Below are 18,734 nucleotides of genomic sequence, written 5' to 3' on the forward strand. Positions count from 1 at the left end.
TCATCACCGCACCGTTCATTCCATGCTCTTAAGGCTGCTTGCTTTCATCCAGCCGGTAAGCCAATCTTTTTAGTTCTACGGGTATTCCGACCGTTACTAGGAACACCTGCTCACACACCTCAGCTAACCGCTGATTCATTCTTCCAGCCAAATCGCGGAAGCTGCGGCCAAGCGGGTATTCCGGCACAATGCCGTCGCCGACTTCATTCGTAACCAAGATGAGCTGTCCACGGTAATCCGACACCGTATCCACCAGCTGGTCAACTTGCTTCATCACCAACGCGGAAGCATCCTGCTCTCCCTCAAACCGAAGCAGCCAGTTGCTTAGCCAGAGTGTCAAACAATCGACCAAGACAACGGCCTCCGCGCCGCTCTCGCTTAGCTGCGTCAAGAGCTCGCACAGCCCATACGGCTCCTCACGGGTATCCCAGGGATACCCCGAACTGAGCCTCGTCTGCTGGTGCAGACGAACCCGCTCCCTCATTTCCTCATCGTAGATGTGGGAGGTCGCGATATAGACCCCGCGCTCGCCGCCATGCATCGCGAGCTTCTCAGCGAAAGAGCTCTTGCCGCTGCGCGCGCCGCCTGTTACCAACACCGCCATGATGTCTTCGCCCTCCTTCTCATGCTGTTTACTCCCGTGACACGCCTGCGCTTTCGAATGTCGCCATCTCTCTCATGATCTTGCCTGCGGCTTCGATCAAGTTAAAGACAAGCACCGCTCCTGTTCCTTCGCCTAGGCGCATATCCATCTGCAGCATCGCAGAGAGGCCGACCGCCTCGAGCATCTTCGTATGTCCCTGCTCTTGAGATAAGTGCGAGGCGAGCATGTAGGACGCGCTTAGCGGGGCTAATCGGCTCGCCACGAGCGCTGCCGCCGACGAGATGTAGCCGTCGACGACAACGGGACAGCGATTCTTCGCTGCGCCAAGAATCACGCCAACCAGTCCGGCGATCTCCAATCCGCCGACCTTGCTGAGCACCTCAAGCGCGAAGTCGCCGCTTGTGCTGATGGCGTTGTCCTTCGCCGGGCGAAGCCCGTTCACGTGGAGCGCCTTGTTGACAACCGACCGCTTATGCAGCCATTTCGCATCGTCAATGCCTGTGCCGCGGCCTACGGAGATTTCAGCATCTACGCCAGCCAATGCGCATAGAATCGCTGCGCTAGCCGTTGTGTTGCCGATCCCCATTTCACCGGTCGCGAAAAGACGATAGCCCTTCTGCGCCAGGTCATCCACTAACTCGACACCTGCCTCAATCGCTTGTACGGTTTCTTCCAACGTAAGTGCCGCTTCACGCGCCATGTTGCGCGAACCTTTTCTCACTTTGCGTGAAACCAAGTTCGGATGCTCGAGATCTGCGTTAACGCCCATATCAACGCAAACAACGTCTGCTCCCGCGTGTCTGGCAAGCACATTAACTGCTGCTCCGCCATGAAGGAAGTTCAGCACCATCTGCGGCGTAACTTCCGCCGGGAAAGCGCTAATGCCTTCCTCACAAACACCATGATCGCCAGCCATCACGATGACTGCTTTTTTATCAAAAAGCGGCTTCACTTCGCCGGTAATCCCAGCCACTTGCCGCGCAATATCTTCTAATTTGCCTAGGCTTCCCTGCGGTTTAGTCAATTGATTCAAGTGATCATTCGCTTGTTCTACCACATCTGAATGAATAGGTGTGATGGCCCCGATAATCGCCTGCAAATTACTCATCTTCCATTCCTCCGTTACCAAGTTCATTATTTTCCTGGCTGCAATAAAATCTGTGGTGCTTGGTTCGCAGGGTGCTGCAGAACAATGGGCTCTGTTCCATAGACCTCTGTAATTAACTTGCTTGTGATGATCTCTTCAGGCGTTCCTATCGCTGCCAACTCTCCGTTATGTATCACCATCAGCCTTGTGCAGTATTGCGCGGCCAAATTCAAGTCATGCAGAACGGCAACAACGGTTAACTGCGATTCACGCTGCCATTCCTGAATGTAATCCATCATCTGTACTTGATATCCGATATCCAAAAAAGTTGTAGGCTCATCTAGCATGAGTAATCGCGGTTGTTGGGCCATGACTTTCGCAAGCGCTACCCGCTGCCTCTCACCGCCGCTGAGACGCTCAATCGTACGTTCAACAAGCGGTTCCAGATGCAGCTTCCGAATGATAGCTTCGATTAATTGCTCCGCTTCCGCTATATCCTCGCCAAGCCAGTTCTGAAAGGGATAGCGGCCCATTTCCACAACTTCGCGAATCGTAAAACCAACGGGTGGCAGTGCATCTTGCTGCAAAACCGCCAGCCATCTGGCTAGTTCCTTCCTTGAATAGGCCGATGTTGGTCGACCCTCCAGCTCTACTGAGCCTTTTTTTACCGGATCAATCCCGGAAAGCAGGCGTAGTAACGTCGATTTCCCGCTGCCATTTGGCCCAATAATACCAAAAAACTCGCCTTGTTGGACCTCAAAGCTTATATTTTCAAGTACCGACTGTTCATGAAAGCTTTGGGAAAGCTGCTGCACTTTAATCATCTTTTTCAACCTCTTAACGTTTTCTTATCCTTATGTAGCAAATAGGCAAAAAATGGCGCGCCCAAAAACGCTGTGATAACACCAAGCGGAATCTCCGTCGGACTTAGCAATGTGCGAGCGAGCGTATCCGCCCACAGAACATAGATACCGCCACCAATGGCGGATAGAGGGATAATGAGACGGTAGTCTGGCCCGACGATAAGACGTACTAAGTGCGGAATGATTAGTCCAACAAACCCGATAACGCCTGCTACAGAGACAGCTGCTGCCGTAATAAATGTAGCGACAATTAACACAATCAGCTTCGTACGTTCTACATTCACTCCCAAGTGGGAGGCTTGTCGCTCTCCTAGCGCAAGCAAATTCAATGATCTTGCATAGCTAAGCAATACTACTAAACCTATGACTAAATAAGGCGAAATAATCGTTATGTACGGCCAGCCCCGCATCGCCAAGCTGCCCATTAACCAAAATACAATTTCATTAATCACCTGCTTGGAAATCGAAACCATAAAGGAAACAATAGCGCCAAGAAAAGCTTGCATGACAACGCCGGACAAGATAAGCGTCTCCATCTTCAGCTTGCCATCGATCTGAGCCAGCTTAAGAACGAGGAAAAGCGAGATAAGTCCCGTCACAAAAGCAACAATCGGAATCGACCATTGCCCAAACAAAGCCATTTGCAGCCCAAAATAGATTAAAAACGCCGCCCCGACCGAAGCGCCTGAAGAAACTCCTAGCGCATAGGGATCAGCAAGCGGATTGCGCAGCACGCCTTGGAAAGCGGCTCCAGCAACGGAAAGAGACGCCCCTACGAGAATCCCCAGCAATACGCGAGGTAAACGCACCTTATTTATAATTTGTTCCGCAGACTGCTGCCAGGTGACGTCAATATAGTCACCTGCCCAAGGAATATGCTTTCCTAGGATGCCCGCAATTTGGAGAACTGGGAGATTGGCTGTTCCCAGCGATAAACTTGCCAAAATAGAAAGAAGAAGGAGTATAGCTCCTACTCCTCCCCACAGCATTAGTTTTTTTTTCATTTATTTCACCAATTCAGGATATATGCCTTTCGCCATTTCGAGCAGTCCATCGGTCAATCTCGGTCCTGGACGGCTCAGCAGGTTCTGGTCAAGACCGATTACCTGTTTGTTTTTCACAGCTTCAATGGCATCCCAGCCGCTTCGCGTGCGAATAATTTCATCCAGCGATTTCTTGCTTTTGGTATCTACGACACCGTTCGCAAAGAGAATAACAGCCGGGTTTTGTCCGATGATTTTCTCTTCGCTGATTTGGTACCAGCCTTTGCCGTCGCCAGCTACATTAATACCGCCGGAAAGTGTGATCAGCTCATCCATGAATTCGCCGCTTCCGACTGTCCAGCCCGGGCTGAATTCTATGTATACTTTTTTCTTATTTTCTTGCTTTACGTCTTTCACGGCGTTGACAACCTTCTGACGATCCGCCTTCATCTTGGAGACTATTTTCTCGGCTTGTTCCTGACGATCTGTAATCAAACCATACGTTTGAATGTTCGCAATAGCATCATCTAACGTTTTGGGCTCCACTTTAAACACGTTGATGTTCGATTCGCGCAGCTGTTTAACCGTGTCAGCTTTCATTGAGACGCCTGTAAATACAATATTCGCATTGGTAGCGATCAAAGCTTCCTGGTTTGGCTTTGTGATACTGCCTAATTTGGGCTTGGACTTCGCTGCTTCCGGATAATCATCGAAATCGGATACGCCGACAATATTAGCGTCCAAACCAAGTGCAAAAAGGGCTTCCGTTTCTGCGGGCGAAACAGATGCTATCCGCTCTGGCGCCTTCTCAAAAGTGAATTCTTTTCCCGTTGCGTCTTTAATTTTCAGCGGATACGCCGTCTTTTTGGATGTCGCAGCTGTTGATGCAGAAGGCGCAGGCGCTGTTGTTGCCTCTCCGCCAAGTTTAGATGGATTGGTAATTTCCGCTTCTTGCTTACCGCAAGCTGCTAAGCTGACCGCCGTTGCTAAGGCAACCGTTAGGATTAGCGCCCTCTTCATCCCATTTTTATTCATTTGCATGATAGAACCTCTCTCTCTGAAACATATGATTTCAATTGACCCAAAATAAAAAGCCCCTCTGTTCCTAAGGAACAAAGGGGACGATAAATCGCGGTACTCAGCAACGAATCCGTTGCCTCCTGATTTAACGCGATCCTTTTCCTCGAAGGATGTCGTAACGGCACCATGGCAGGTATCCTGGCTCTCCGGCAACACTAACCTCCGGATTACAGTGGCGGGACCGCGCCGGACTTTAACCGGCTTCCCTTTTAAGCGGCAATGATCTTCATTTCTGAATTCGTTGCCGACACCAATGGCTGCATATTTGACTATCAATCTAATTGTCGATTATAGACTTCTTGCTACTTTTGTGCAATAACCTTAAGTACTTTCTTGGCTTCCTCTTGCTTCGGGGCATTGACAGGAATAAAAGCAATAAGCCCTTTTCCTTCAAATCCTTGCTCCTTCATCCACTTGTTCCCTGTGAGCGGAATCCCATACAGATGCTTTTCTGCAGGCTTGCCCTCTTCCGCGATTTCGATAACCCCATCTGGATAATCAGAAGGGCTAATCGTCTCATCCAAAGATAAAAATCCAGCTTGTTGGCTTAATGCTTTAAATTGCTCATCCGCAAGAATAAAGATGCCATTTCCTCCTGCTGCTAGCTCAACGATCATTTTTTCCATGGAGAAAATAGGGGATGTATTCAGCTTGACGGTAGGAACCTCGCCGATCTTTGATTTTAAGGATGCCTCCAGCTTCTCACCAGCATCACTTGGGAAACCATTTTGACCCATTACAAATATTGAAACATCCGGCTTTGGTCCTCCGCAACCCGCGAACATCACCATAAGCGCCGACACCAGCATTACCATTAGCAATTTCAATTTCATGTTGTAAAAGTACCTCCGTATACGATCTTCCTATATCGATAGTCGCGAGAAAAGTCGGTTTTCACCGACTTTTCTTCCAATTATTCATATATTCATTTATTTTGAGATCAAGTATCGTACTGAGCTCCACGACGGATTCCGATGTCATTTCTTCCCCGTCTAGCACCATCTGTTCTAACCTGCGCCGCAGAGAATGAATCTCTTCTTCTAATAAGTTTAGGGAGTTACGTTTCTTAGCACGCTTAGTCAACCAACGTTGTTCGAAATCTTGTTCATTAATTTGCAGATGTTTTCGATAGGTTGATAGTTGGTATTCCATAAAAGCCATGCTCATCCCTCCTTATTACCAGAATACCAGTTTTCGTGAATAATTAACATAGATTTTTTCGTATTGAATTACAAATTTCTTAGAAATTTTCCGATTCTCTCCAATGCTTCATTCAGTTGAGAAACACTATACGCATAAGAGCAACGTAAGAAACCTTCTCCCCCTAACCCAAACACATCTCCCGGTACAGCAGCCACCTTAGCTTCGAATAAAAGCCGCTGTGCAAATTCATCTGAAGTTAGTCCTGTGGCAATTACACTTGGGAAAGCATAGAATGCACCTTGCGGTTCATGACACTCAAGCCCAATGTCGCGGAATCCTTTGACGACCAGACGCCTGCGTTGATTGTAGGACTCTATCATGCGGTCTTTCTCTTCCAAACCATTCGTCAAAGCCTCATGTGCAGCAACTTGACCCATAACGGGTGCACACATCACCGTGTATTGGTGTATTTTGGTCATTGCCGAGATTAACTCTTGGTGACCGCATGCATATCCCATTCTCCAACCAGTCATCGCAAAAGCTTTGGAGAAGCCGCTCACTAGAATCGTCCGATCTTTCATGCCAGGAACAGCTGCAAAGCTCACATGCTTCTGACCATAAGTCAATTCGGCATAAATTTCATCCGAAATCACAATAAGATCGTTCTCTTCCACAACTTTGGCAATCGGCAGCCAGTCCTCGTAAGTCATTATACCGCCAGTAGGATTGCTTGGATAACATAGTATTAAAATCTTGGAGCGTGGCGTAATGGCATCGCGAAGCGCCTTCTCCGTTAGCTTGAACTGGTCCTTAGCGAACGTTTCGATTCCGACAGGAACGCCGCCGCTAATACTCGTAATAGGCGAGTAAGAGATGTAGCAAGGTTCTGGAATCAGAATCTCGTCCCCCGGAGTAATTAATGCACGCAATGCCAAGTCAATGGCCTCACTGCCTCCGACTGTCACTAGAACTTCATTCGACGGTTCATATTTCACTTTAAATGACGTGTACAAATAATCTGCTATCGCTTCACGAAGCTCAGGAATCCCTGAGTTTGGCGTATATTTCGTTCTGCCGCGCTCTAAAGAGTAAACGGCTGCTTCACGGACGTGCCAAGGCGTTGAGAAATCCGGCTCCCCCACACCAAGTGAAATAATATCGTCCTTGCTGTTGTTTACAAGATCAAAAAACTTCCGAATACCTGAGGGCTTCATTTCTCGTACGGCAGGAGCGAGATAACCCTGCATCGATTTCACTTTGTTCGGCTCTACAATTGTCTCATTTTTGATCATGGCGTTACCTCTTCCTTACGGAGAGACAAGCATCCGATGATCATCTGCCTGATCCTCGAAAATGATGCCGTCTTGTTTGTATTTTTTTAAGATAAAATTCGTTTTCGTTGAAAGCACGCGATCAATGGGTGATAGCTTGTTAGATACAAAAGAAGCGACTTGTTTAAGGGAATTACCTTCGACTTCTACAAGTAAATCGAATGCGCCAGACATGAGATACACTGATTTGACCTCTGGATATAAATAGATCCGTTCCGCAATAGCGTCGAACCCGCGTCCGCGTTCAGGCGTAATTTGCACTTCAATTAGGGCGGTAACCTTTTCGTCATCTACTTTGCTCCAGTTAACAACTGTGGCGTACTTGACGATGACCTTATCCGCTTCCATCTCGCTTATCGCTCGCGCCACCTCGTCCTCCGCCGTTCCTAACATTGTGGCGATGAGTTCCGCACTCCGGCGGGCGTCTTCTTTCAGTAATTCGAGAATTTTAAGCTTCAAAGCATCCATGGTTAACCAACCTTTCTGAGATCGTATTCATTCATCCTTTAATCTTACAATGAATTGCTGTCCTAATTCAATTACTCCGCTCATCAAATTTTCAGATAATTTGTGTATAAACGAAGTTTGTTACAGGAGAACAACAAAAAGCCGCCTGAACCAGGCAGCTTATCATTTTTACGACCAACCTAGATTCCAGCTTTCAGCAATTTAGCAACCATATGTTCAATTTCACGGTGTTCATACGTAGGTCGTACATGGATACTCGGTTCGCCAGCCATACAACCGATTCCGACAAGCGTATTTTCATCGTACACCGCAATCACATTCTGGGATTCCAGCTGATTCCAGTTTACTTGATTTTGAGCACCTGTTGTTATGCATTCATTTGTATATGCCTGTATAAACTCATTGAGTTGATCATTTTGGGGATGTCCATTAATATAGGCTAATTTCAAGGTAAATCCACCTCTCTGCAATCGCTTCGTTACTTCTATAATTATACTCAACAATGAATTTTTATTCAATATTTTTTATAAAAAATACGACTTCTGGACGATTTGGTCCAGTAAGCCGTACTCGTTGCCTATCCTTTATTCAAAATAGGTCCATACTTAAATACCTTTCACCTGTATCCGGTGCAATGCAAAGCACCCTTTTACCCGCTCCAAGCTTACGGGCGACTTGCAATCCCGTCCAAACCGACGCGCCCGCAGATGGTCCTACGAGGATACCTTCCTTACTAGCCAAGTCCTTCATCGTGCCAATCGCGTCCTCATCCGTAACTTGTACAATCTGATCATATATGCCCGTATTCAAAATAGACGGTACAAAGCCCGGGCTTGTGCCAACAAGCTTATGAGGTCCTGGGGTTCCTCCTGATAGAACAGGAGACCCCTTTGGCTCCACCACATAAATCTGTATGTTCGGCAGCTTCTCGCGGAGCACCTCGCCCGTTCCTGTGATGGTTCCACCAGTTCCTGAAGTAGCAACGAAAGCATCCAGACGCCCTTCCATCTGCTCCATAATCTCAGGGGCTGTCGTAACCCGGTGAATGCTCGGATTAGCCGGATTCTCGAACTGCTGGGGGATGTAGCTATTCGGGATTTGATCCCTCAGCTCCTGTGCTTTGGCAATAGCACCTGGCATCCGCAACGCGGCAGGCGTCAGGACGACCTCTGCGCCATACGCCTTGAGCAGGTTAATCCGTTCCTTCGACATATTGTCCGGCATGATGAGAATGGCTTTATAGCCTTTGGCTGCAGCATTCATTGCCAAGCCAATACCCGTATTGCCGCTGGTAGGCTCGATGATCGTTGCGCCGGGGCGGAGCAGACCGTTTTTCTCCGCCTGCTCGATTAAATTAAATGCCGCCCGATCTTTTACACTGCCGCTTGGATTAAAATATTCAAGTTTTACATACAACTCTGCATCGCCAGGCTCCACCAACCGATGAATTCGGACTGCAGGCGTATCGCCAATTAGCTCTGTGATGCTGTTCACCATTTTTTTATGTGTCAAGGGTTGCCCCCCTCCTCTTCCCAATAACCAACACTATCCACATTTTTATAGGGAACTCTAAGTGATGTCAAGTTTTAATTACAGATAACTGCTTTTTCATAAAATACCAGCTAAAAAGCGGAGAGCTGCCTATGATTAATAAAAGCGCATTAATGACAAGTGGCGCTTTGCTCCACGAAATCACACAAATGAACAGCAGAACCCCGCAGACCCTGCCAACATTCAAGGCAAGCTCACGAAGCACGATATACTCCTCTCTCTGCTTAGCGCTTGCTTCCGTCGAACCAATCAGATCAAATACAGCCGATACCATCGGTACGGAGTACATGGGAAAGAAAAGCGCTGACCCCAATCCGAAAATAAGCAAAGTGCTGTATCCCATTTTCCAGAAAAAAGGAAGAATGATCGCTACCACCATAGCTGCACCGATAAACATACTAACCTTGCGGAACCGAGGCTTTATAAAACGGCCTGCCGCCCAGAAGCTAACTAAAGAAACCGCTGACGTAATCAACACAAAATTCCCTAAACTCGCTTCGCTTGATGTGGAAATGTAAACAAGCAGAGCGATCATGAAACCGAAGACACCCTCTCTAACGCCTTGAAAAACCAAGGCCAAGCTAACTCGCTTCCAAGGCGTTTCCGCTTGCCGAAGGCTTCGAATAGGAAACATCCATTCGTAGGTACCTTGTACTTTTCTCTTTTTTAAAAAAAAGCTAATCACAACACCTAACAGAAAGATGCCGAGCGAAATCGAAAAGATTAACCGGTAGCCCTTGATATCCCCCAAGCTCACAATCAATAAACCTGAAATCCATGGCGCAATGATGCCCGCTCCAGCTCCAAGCAGCCCCACAGAACCGTTAAACCGATCTCGATTGTCAGGGTCCGTCACTTCAAAGTAAACAACGTTAAAAGCTACCCAGAACAACCCTGCTGAAATTCCTTGCACGATGCCCAGCCAAACAAAATATTGAAAGCTGTTAGCTCCCAGCCACAAAACCAGCATATAAAAGACTGCCGAAATGGCTACGCCAATGCGCAAGCAATTCATTTTATTATGCTCCTTCACCCACTTCCCTGCTAACCAGAAGGTGATAGCCATCGTCAAATGAGTCGCTAATGTGAACCAACCAATTAAAGCGTAGTCATTTTTGGCTTTCCACAAATATACGCCAACGAACGTTCCCGACAGCGCATTTGCACTGCCAAATAGCGTGTGAACAATAAGCAGCAGAATCGCCTGCGAGTCCAATCGGCCTTTTTTTGCTCCCGACTTATTATCCTGAGCAGGTTGCTTATCGCGATCCTCAAAATAATTGCCCTTCTGTCGTTCTTTCCCTTTACCTAGATGCATTCGCTGCATGCTCTCATCATTATGCATACTTCCCTCACCTTTCCCCTCGGATAAGAAATAGTTCTAGTTAAGCTTCCCTATTCGGGTGAAAGTATGAGGTATTTCCATAATAAAAAAACCGAATCCATGAGGACTCGGTTTGCTTTTTACTCCGATTTAATGCGTTCAACCATCAGTAATCGGTCTGTATCGGACAACACTTTTTCAACTTTAAAACAGGATGGGCACACATACACATTCATCGTGAATGGCGCCGTCAGGAATGCGCTGCCCAGCGTTTTGGGAATGGATGGCGTGAAGGAAGTTTCGTTAACAACTTCATTCCCGGCAAGCAGCAGCAGTTCGTGACAGTTCGAGCATTCAGGCGCTTCTTCCTGCTCATCTGTGATATGCTGTACCTTTTCTCCATATTTATCAAGCGGCTCATCCGAGTCATCCCATGCCAAAGACAAATCCTCATCAGCATCAGGAAACTCCTGCTCTTGAAAACGGAGCGGTTGACCCGTTAATTTCACCTTCAAATCAATACTGCGATAATCATTCAACTCGTTAAAACAATGCGGACATTCATCCTCCGGCCCAATCTCGGGATCCCAAACGATCTCCGTTTGACACCAAGGACAAACAACTTCTTCATTCGCACTCATGACGTAATTCCTCCATCTATTGCACTCAAGCAAATTTCATTAAATAATAAATCCCTGCCGCCATAAATACAAATGCAATAGCAAACAAGGTGCCCCACAGGTATTTCATGTTCAAGCCTCCAAGACTATGTATGATTCTAAGTTACACATGCGCCCACTACGTAAGAAAGGGAGACAGATAGCGTCAAAGATAAGAAACCTACAGCGCGGTTATCTTTTTTGATTTCTTCATCAATTTTAAAATAAGGCGTTAAGAACTCAAAAATGAAGTAGGCTGCCAGCAACAGCAAGAATCCGTAGCCTGCCCAAATGAGAGAGTGAATCATCGTGTCATTATTCAATATGGCAAACCGGAACAAGTTACAAATCCCAAAAATTTTCCCGCCTGTCGCCATTGCCACAGAGAGGTTGCCTTTTTTGATCTCTGCCCAGTCATCATACTTCGTGACCATTTCGAAAATCGTTAAAAATACCACAAGCGCGATGACAGCAACTGCAAAAAATGCAAGCGTCGATAAATACGGATTACTCAGCAACACATCCACCTCTTCATTCATATCGTCTCCTGCCTTCCTTCCATGTAGAGAGTTTAAATCTTGATTTAAAAATCCCTATATACGGTAGAAGAGACTGAGTTAGGCTCAGTCTCTCGCAGGTACTATTAGTATATCATTAAGATTGTTTTTTTTCAGCAAGCTTTGCTTTCATGGCTGCCAATTCATCATCGATGCCGCTTTTGCTTGCGCCAAGTCCTTCGAGTTCATCATCCAAGCTGCGGTTTTTGGAACGAATCTCGCCGCTTGCTTGCGCTTCAGCTTCCATTTGAAGTACTTTCTCGCTCATGCGGTCAAAACCTTTGGCTGCGTTGTCTGTACCAAACCCGGACATCGCTTGATTGATTTGTTTTTGCGCTTTCGCTGTTTCAGCACGTGCAATCAACAAATCCTTCTTGTTTTTCATTTTGCTGAACTCGTCTTTCATCTCAGACAATTGACTGCGAAGTTGATCCGCATTCGTTTTGGCAAGATCATATTGACGTTTCAACTCATCGAAACGAACTTGCTGCTCTTTCTTGTCTTCGAGCGCGCGGCGGGCCAAATCTTCATTGCCGGCTTCAAGAGCTTTCATCGCTTGCTCTGTACGTTTGGTAACCATTTCTTCGGCTTCTTCGAATTGAAGCTTGAATTTCTTCTCGATGGCAATTTGCTTAGCAACTGCGGATTCTGCTTCCAAAATGTCTTCTTCCATGTCACGCAAGAACTGATTTAACATTTTGATTGGGTCTTCTGCTTTGTCCAGCAAATCATTCACCGAAGCCATCGTCATGTCACGTAATCTTTTAAAAATACCCATCTTGAATTCCTCCTAAGGTTAATCCTTATTTATTTTATAATTGGTATTACGTTTTCTTTTCTAATCACCGGTGCTTACACACATTAAATACGCAATCCCAAAGAATGAGTTTCAAAAAGTTGAAAATATTTTTAAAAGTTATTTCAATTCCACAACTGTTACTCCGGCTCCGCCTTCATTGTAGTTCCCCATACGGTAACTTTTCACGTGTTTGTGACGGCGCAGATACTCCTGCATGCCTGTGCGCAGCACGCCTGTTCCTTTGCCGTGAATCAGGTACACCTGCCCCAGATTGCCAAGGAAAGATTCATCAAGGAAGCGGTCTGCCTCAATCATCGCTTCCTCCATGTTCATCCCGCGCATATCCAATTCCATTCGAATGCTGTCATCCCTAGTTCGTTTGACGATGGTTGCCACCTGATGAGCCTGCTTCTTCTGCGCAGGACTGCCTATCTTCTCAAGGTTGGCTATCTCAACCTTCATTTTCATAATCCCCAGCTGCACGGTAGCTTCCGTAGAGCTAACGATTTCGACAACGTGACCCTTCTGACCCAGGCTCACGACACGCACTTCATCTCCGGCCTCGATTCTCTCAGGCCGTTTCTTCGCCGCGCGAACTTGCTTCTCGCGCAGTTCAGGCGCCGCCTGATCGAGGCGGCGCTTCGCTTCAACCAGCCGGTGGTCCTTGACCCCGCCGGCTTCTTCTTGCGCCATGCGCCGCAGATCGGCGATCACTTCGTCCGCCTCGCGGCGCGCCTTGGCGACAGCCTCACGCGCGTCGCGTTCGGCTTTCTCGAGCAGCTTATCGCGCTGCTCGTCGAACTTTAGCTGCTGCGCCTCTAGCGTTCGGCGCATCTCCTCCGCCTCGCGACGCAGCCTCTCGGCGCTTTCGCGCTCTGCTTCGGCGACTAATCGATTCTCTTCGAGGGAAGCGATCATTGACTCGACGCGTTTCTCCTCTTCGCCGACCTGCGTGCGCGCATGCTCAATAATCCGGCGTGATAAGCCAAGCCGTTCTGCAATTGCGAACGCGTTGCTTCGCCCTGGAACACCCACGAGCAAACGATAAGTTGGACTTAATGTTTGGATATCAAATTCCATACTCGCGTTTATTGTGCCTTTTGTCTGGTAGGCGTAAGCCTTAAGCTCCGAATAGTGCGTCGTCGCAATAATACGGCATCCAATTTGGTGTATATAATCAAGAATCGAGATAGCGAGCGCAGATCCTTCAGCAGGATCTGTCCCTGCTCCAAGCTCGTCAAGCAGCACCAAGCTCTTAGGCGTCATATCCCGTAATATGCTGATGATATTTGTCATATGACTTGAAAATGTACTTAAGTTCTGCTCGATGCTCTGTTCATCCCCAATATCGGCATAAATAGCATCGAATACACATAATTGACTGCCTTCTTCCGCGGGTACAAACAAACCTGACATCGCCATCAAACTTAATAAACCTACCGTTTTGAGAGAGACTGTTTTCCCCCCTGTATTCGGTCCGGTCACAATAATTTGTGAAAAATCATTCCCTAACTCCAAATCAAGCGGAACAACGAGTTCCGCCGCGATAAGCGGATGACGTCCGCGCTTGATCTTGATAAAGCCTCGGTCGTTCAACCTTGGCATAGTTGCCTTTAATTCTCTAGCCAGACCTGCTTTGGCGAACGTAAAATCCAGCTCAGCCAATTGGTCTACATCATAAACAAGGACGTCTACCTGTTCAGCCACAAGTTCAGTTAAGGCACGCAAAATTTTCTCAATTTCCGCTTCTTCCTTGAACTTAAGCTCACGAACCTTATTGTTCAGTTGAACAATAGCGTCAGGTTCAATGTATAGAGTTGCTCCCGATGCCGATTGATCATGAATCATTCCGCCGAAGTTAGAACGATATTCGGATTTTACCGGAATAACGTAACGATCGTTGCGGATCGTGATCAGCACATCTTGCAGCATCTTTTGTACCGACGAATTGCGCAGCATTTGCTCTAACCGCTCACGTACCCTGCTCTCGCCTGTACGCAGTTCACTACGTACACGTCCTAATTCAACGCTTGCGCTATCCACAACAACAGCATTCTCATCAATACAGCTATTAATTTTATCTTCTAATGACTTATTCTCCGTAAGCAATTCCACCTGCCCCTTGAGCATCGGAACCGAATATTCCTCGTGAACGGCCAGGACAAATCGTTTCAACCTTCGGGTACCAAACATCGTCGTCGATATGTCCAGCAATTCCGCCGGATTCAACATCCCGCCAATTCTGGCACGGTGCAAGGAAGAGCGAATATCTCTTATCCCGCCAAATGGAGCGTTACCTTTTAAGCGTTCTACATTTACTGCTTCATCGGTTGCTTGCAGCCGCAGCTTAACGAGTTCAAAATCCCCGATCGGTTCAAGATTTTGGACAGCGTCCTTACCGAGAGATGTAGCTGCATGATGAGTTAGTTTATGTAAAATTTTACCATATTCTAATGTTTTAATAATTTTTTTATTCAACTGTCCCAACCTCTTTTCTATCCTATATTATAAACCATTTTGAGTACGATTAGCTACGGAGACAATTGTTATATGGAAGATGCTGCCTACCATAATCTGCTCTAAAGTTGGATACACTAATTTGTGCACCTATTCCTTCTGCCAAAGGAACGAAATAAATGTCAAACACACCAAGCAAAATTCAACAAAAACATCTTTTCTATGGATGAGAGCGCGTTAGTCTCGTAATAGAAAAAAGGAGGTTCTTGAATGCATCTTCTAGGACATCTGGTTAGGTTTATTGTGTCTGCTTTGGTATTAATGTTTGTAAGTTGGTTAGTGCCAGGATTTCAAGTCGGCGGATTCTGGAGCGCGTTTTTCCTTGCATTGGTCATTGCCATTGCGGCATGGATCATTGAAGGAATTTTTGGCAAGCAAATCACTCCCTTTGGCAGAGGAATCGTAGGCTTTCTGGTGAGCGCGCTGGTCATTTGGGCGGCCCAGTTTGTCGTAAGCAATGTTTCAACGAGCATTATAGGTGCGATTTTAGCCGCTTTAGTCATTGGAATCATCGACTTGTTCATTCCTGTGAAGACCCCTTTCGAACAAGGGATCACAGGAAGAGAAGATCGTCGATAACCGTATCAGTTTGTAGTCCTGATAGCCATGATAAAGCCCAAAAAAGATCGGTCTGCTGCGTATCCAATCGCCGGGCCGATCTTTTCCTTCTGTCCAACCCCTCCGACTCTTTCACTAGTTTGTCACTGTTTTTTCTAAATAGGTGATGTACAATTAAGAGGAAAACAAATACATTTTATTCGGAGGGTATTATGAAAAAACTACTCGTTCTTTTACTGGGAGTTGCTATAGTTATTGCGATCACTGCATGTGGAAGTAAAGAGGCCAAGCCGGCAGCAACGACTTCTCCTGCTGCAACAGCACAAGCCGCTGATGGTCAAAAAGTGGATTTGAAAGCAACTAACTTCCAATTTGATAAAGCTGAATATCGCGTAAAAAAAGGTCAGCCTGTAACCATCACACTTGATAACTCGCAAGGCGTTCACGGTGCTTCTATTAAAGAATTCAACGTTAAACTTGACAACAGCAACAAGACATTTACTTTTACACCGGATAAAACGGGTTCATTTCCGATTACATGCTCGATCATGTGTGGAAACGGCCATGCAAATATGAAAACAACATTGATTGTTGAATAACAAAATGTCCTATGCTTTATCGCGGCAAACGCGGTAAAGCTATTTTTATGTTACGGAAATAGTAAAAGCCGCCTTTTTCTACAAAAATAGAAATCGGCAGCTTTCATATGGGAATTGCTTGCTTCCAGAGCTCTTGCAATTTCCCTGCAACGTTGGTTAATTCATTAATGAGATAAGGAGCTACTACTGAGCTCGAGAGCAGCTTTTGAAGTCCATCCGATGGAATGATCGTGATGACGTTCACGGCAATAATGACGATCAAGAGTGCTTCTGCTAAGCCAAGTAACGCCCCACTCCAACGATTAATGACATTCAAGCCTGGCGTTTTAGCTAAAATATTTAGTGCTCTTCCGATGAATACCAGGGCGAATTTAACGCCAAAAAACAAGATGGCAAAGGCTATGGCATTCAAGATATAGGTATCTAGATTGAGCCCTTTTACGATAAATTCGTATTTCTGATAACTTTGATAGGCGGGTAACGAGATAGCATTGCGAAGCAGCGGCGCAAAATCCTTGTAAAAATAAAAGGCTACTAAGTAAGCAAGCACAAAACCAGCGACTGAGACAATCTGAGCGATAAAACCTCTAAAATAACCAATCAGTAATCCCAAAACGACTATAGCCAATAAAATATAATCTAATTTGTTCATGATCACTCGGATTACCGGACCGGGCTGTCTGTTTCGACTAATTCAATCCATTCATTATACTCGTTCTGCAGCTTTGCGTATTCCTCACGCAGTTCTCTATGCTCTTCTTTAAGTTTTTGAAGCTCCTTTTGCAGCGCGTCGTCATTCAAGTTCTGATTTAATAATTTTTCCTGCTCACTATCAAATCGATCTTGAAGGCGCTCTTTTTCCTCTTCAAAATATTGATTTAACAATTGTTTCTCCAGTTGCTGCTGCTGAATTAAAGTTTCCAGTTGAGTGTGATAGTGCTGGATAATCGTTGATTTTTGATCTTCATATTGTTGTACGATGCTAGTTTGTTGTTCTTGGAACTTACCAACAATATCAACCTTTTCTAGCTCAACTCGGGTAATATTTGCGTGTAGTTCTTCTTTATGTTTGCTTTCCATAAGTTCAATTTCCTCTAAATACTGCGTATCTGCTGATTCTTTTTCCTCCAAATAGCGCTGAGCTAATGCTTCTTTTTCTTGATCAAGCTGTTGCTGCAACGCTAGTTGCTGCTGCTTTTCCTGTTCTAGCAGTTGTTGCGTCTTCTCAACTAGCTTTTTCTCTTGCTCGAGTTGTTGTTTAATTTGTTCGTTAAACTGCTTAGCTTGGTCTTGCTGCTGTTTGGCTTGCTGTAATTGCTGTCTCAGCTGCTCTTGTTGTTGTTTGCCTTGTTCGATTTGCTGTTTGGCTAGCAAGTACTGTTGTTTCTCCTGTTCAAGCTGTTGTTCAATTTCCCCTTGAAGAAGAGTGATTTCTTCATTCTGTTGGCCAGCTTGTTGTAACTGCAGTTCCATTTGTTCTTGGATTTGCTTATTTTGTTCAAGTTGTTGTTGCAATTCTAATTGTTGCTGTCTTTCCTGTTCGAGCTGTTGCTTGCCTTGTTCAATTTGCTGTTTGGCTAGCAAGTGCTGCTGCTTCTCTTGTTCGAGTTGTTCTTTAATTTGCTTTTGAATAAGAGTGACTTCTTCGTTCTGTTGACCAGCTTGTTGTAACTGCTGCTGTATTTGTTCTTGAATTTGCTTATTTTGTTCGAGCTGTTGTTGCAGTTCTAATTGCTGCTGCTTTTCTTGATCAAGCAATAGCTGGGCATCTAGCACTTGTTTTTTCTCTTGTTCGAGTTGTTTTTGGATGTGCTCGTTATGCTGTTTAGCTTGAAGTTGCTCCTGTTCAAGCAGTTGCTTCGCTTGCGTAAGCTCCTTTTTCTCCTGTTCAAACTTTTGTTTCAACTGTTCATGAACTTGTTTATCTTGATCTTGTTCCTGTTTAACTTGCTGCAATTGCTGCCTAAGCAGCTCTTGCTGTTGCTTGCCTTGGTCAATTTGCTTTTTCGTTTGTAGATGCTGCTGTCTTTCTTGATCAAGCAGCTGCCGCGTTTGTGTAACTTGCTTTCTTTCTTGTTCGAGTTGTTGTTTCATTTGTTCATGAAGCTGTTTAGCTTGGTCTTGCTGCTGCTTGGCTTGGTCTTGCTGCTGCTTAGCTTGCAGCAATTGCTGTTTGGTTAGCTCCTGCTCTTCCTTGCCCTTTTGCACTTCTTGCTGGAGCTGCTCCTTTTGCGTTTGAGCTTGCTCTAGCTTAGCTTTTTGTTCAGTCACGAATGTTTGCTGTTTATCATAATCATGCTTCAATTGGTTGTATGTAACGTTCATTTTCTCAAAGGCAGCTTTGGTCGCTTCTTGTTCTTTCTGGGCTGCGCTTAGCTCTTCCATGATTTCATTCATTCGGAAGCATTCATCGGCCATGTTCACGGCAGCAAGTACAGCAATTCTTTGCGAATCCAGTCGCGGATAGCCCTTGGCAATACGAAACATTTGATCATTCACATATTCCGCAACACGCTTCATGTAATTGGTGCTGGTATCCGCTTTTAACTTGTATTGATTTCCATATATGTCAACAGTTATTTTCGTTTTGTCTTCTGCAGTCATATTATTT

General features: G+C 45.8%; 20 protein-coding genes and 1 riboswitch. Of the genes, 2 read left to right on the plus strand and 18 right to left on the minus strand.

All coding sequences use genetic code 11. From position 1 onward, the window contains the following. Positions 1-28: 28 nt before the first annotated feature. From cobU to AC58UW_RS09280, 16 genes are all read right to left on the minus strand, one after another. Positions 29-604: a bifunctional adenosylcobinamide kinase/adenosylcobinamide-phosphate guanylyltransferase gene (gene cobU, locus AC58UW_RS09205; RefSeq protein ID WP_497420381.1), complete on the minus strand. Its 576-nt coding sequence runs from the start codon at positions 602-604 to the stop codon at positions 29-31. A 28-nt stretch (positions 605-632) separates the two neighbouring features. Next, positions 633-1,712 carry a nicotinate-nucleotide--dimethylbenzimidazole phosphoribosyltransferase gene (gene cobT / locus AC58UW_RS09210; RefSeq protein WP_497420382.1) on the minus strand — a complete coding sequence of 360 codons (1,080 nt, stop codon included), beginning with the start codon at positions 1,710-1,712 and terminating at the stop codon, positions 633-635. Between the two features lie 26 nt (positions 1,713-1,738). Further along, the gene (locus AC58UW_RS09215) at positions 1,739-2,515 is read right to left on the minus strand and encodes a heme ABC transporter ATP-binding protein (RefSeq protein ID WP_497420383.1); all 777 of its coding nucleotides are present in this window, start codon (positions 2,513-2,515) and stop codon (positions 1,739-1,741) included. 5 nt (positions 2,516-2,520) lie between these two features. Beyond that, positions 2,521-3,558, minus strand: a complete 1,038-nt coding sequence (locus AC58UW_RS09220) for a FecCD family ABC transporter permease (RefSeq protein WP_497420384.1) — start codon at positions 3,556-3,558, stop codon at positions 2,521-2,523. After that, entirely contained in the window at positions 3,559-4,572 is a 1,014-nt protein-coding gene (locus AC58UW_RS09225; protein ID WP_497420626.1) for an ABC transporter substrate-binding protein, read from the minus strand. 156 nt (positions 4,573-4,728) lie between these two features. Continuing rightward, positions 4,729-4,888: riboswitch (cobalamin riboswitch) on the minus strand. A 31-nt stretch (positions 4,889-4,919) separates the two neighbouring features. Then, positions 4,920-5,450 (minus strand): hypothetical protein, encoded by a 531-nt coding sequence (locus AC58UW_RS09230; RefSeq protein ID WP_497420385.1) that lies wholly within the window; start codon positions 5,448-5,450, stop codon positions 4,920-4,922. A gap of 61 nt (positions 5,451-5,511) precedes the next feature. Further along, positions 5,512-5,778, minus strand: a complete 267-nt coding sequence (locus AC58UW_RS09235) for an aspartyl-phosphate phosphatase Spo0E family protein (protein ID WP_127457311.1) — start codon at positions 5,776-5,778, stop codon at positions 5,512-5,514. Between the two features lie 68 nt (positions 5,779-5,846). Further along, the gene (locus AC58UW_RS09240; RefSeq protein ID WP_497420386.1) at positions 5,847-7,052 is read right to left on the minus strand and encodes an aminotransferase class I/II-fold pyridoxal phosphate-dependent enzyme; all 1,206 of its coding nucleotides are present in this window, start codon (positions 7,050-7,052) and stop codon (positions 5,847-5,849) included. 15 nt (positions 7,053-7,067) lie between these two features. Further along, positions 7,068-7,559 (minus strand): Lrp/AsnC family transcriptional regulator, encoded by a 492-nt coding sequence (locus AC58UW_RS09245; protein WP_497420387.1) that lies wholly within the window; start codon positions 7,557-7,559, stop codon positions 7,068-7,070. Positions 7,560-7,738: 179 nt separating this feature from the next. Further along, positions 7,739-8,008, minus strand: coding sequence for a hypothetical protein (locus AC58UW_RS09250; protein ID WP_497420388.1), 270 nt, complete (start codon positions 8,006-8,008; stop codon positions 7,739-7,741). A 139-nt stretch (positions 8,009-8,147) separates the two neighbouring features. Continuing rightward, positions 8,148-9,056 (minus strand): cysteine synthase A, encoded by a 909-nt coding sequence (gene cysK, locus AC58UW_RS09255; RefSeq protein WP_497420627.1) that lies wholly within the window; start codon positions 9,054-9,056, stop codon positions 8,148-8,150. 82 nt (positions 9,057-9,138) lie between these two features. Continuing rightward, positions 9,139-10,455 (minus strand): MFS transporter, encoded by a 1,317-nt coding sequence (locus tag AC58UW_RS09260; RefSeq protein WP_497420389.1) that lies wholly within the window; start codon positions 10,453-10,455, stop codon positions 9,139-9,141. Positions 10,456-10,574: 119 nt separating this feature from the next. Next, positions 10,575-11,075 carry a hypothetical protein gene (locus AC58UW_RS09265; RefSeq protein ID WP_497420390.1) on the minus strand — a complete coding sequence of 167 codons (501 nt, stop codon included), beginning with the start codon at positions 11,073-11,075 and terminating at the stop codon, positions 10,575-10,577. 137 nt (positions 11,076-11,212) lie between these two features. Further along, positions 11,213-11,632 (minus strand): DUF350 domain-containing protein, encoded by a 420-nt coding sequence (locus AC58UW_RS09270; protein ID WP_057304794.1) that lies wholly within the window; start codon positions 11,630-11,632, stop codon positions 11,213-11,215. A gap of 115 nt (positions 11,633-11,747) precedes the next feature. After that, on the minus strand, positions 11,748-12,428 hold the full coding sequence (locus AC58UW_RS09275; RefSeq protein ID WP_497420391.1) for a PspA/IM30 family protein: 681 nt from the start codon (positions 12,426-12,428) through the stop codon (positions 11,748-11,750). Between the two features lie 138 nt (positions 12,429-12,566). Next, positions 12,567-14,927 (minus strand): endonuclease MutS2, encoded by a 2,361-nt coding sequence (locus AC58UW_RS09280; protein WP_497420392.1) that lies wholly within the window; start codon positions 14,925-14,927, stop codon positions 12,567-12,569. Positions 14,928-15,176: 249 nt separating this feature from the next. Here AC58UW_RS09280 and AC58UW_RS09285 point away from each other — a divergent pair, with 249 nt between their 5' ends. Next, on the plus strand, positions 15,177-15,545 hold the full coding sequence (locus AC58UW_RS09285; RefSeq protein WP_127457319.1) for a phage holin family protein: 369 nt from the start codon (positions 15,177-15,179) through the stop codon (positions 15,543-15,545). A gap of 191 nt (positions 15,546-15,736) precedes the next feature. Further along, complete coding sequence (locus AC58UW_RS09290; protein ID WP_497420393.1) at positions 15,737-16,123, plus strand: cupredoxin domain-containing protein; 387 nt, start codon at positions 15,737-15,739, stop codon at positions 16,121-16,123. A gap of 103 nt (positions 16,124-16,226) precedes the next feature. Here the strand turns inward: AC58UW_RS09290 and AC58UW_RS09295 are convergent, their stop codons facing one another. Then, positions 16,227-16,775, minus strand: a complete 549-nt coding sequence (locus AC58UW_RS09295; RefSeq protein ID WP_497420394.1) for a CvpA family protein — start codon at positions 16,773-16,775, stop codon at positions 16,227-16,229. 11 nt (positions 16,776-16,786) lie between these two features. After that, a complete protein-coding gene (locus AC58UW_RS09300; protein ID WP_497420395.1) occupies positions 16,787-18,727 on the minus strand; it encodes a hypothetical protein in 1,941 nt (646 codons plus the stop codon). Between the last annotated feature and the right edge of the window lie 7 nt (positions 18,728-18,734).

Source organism: Paenibacillus sp. J22R160 (assembly GCF_059692135.1).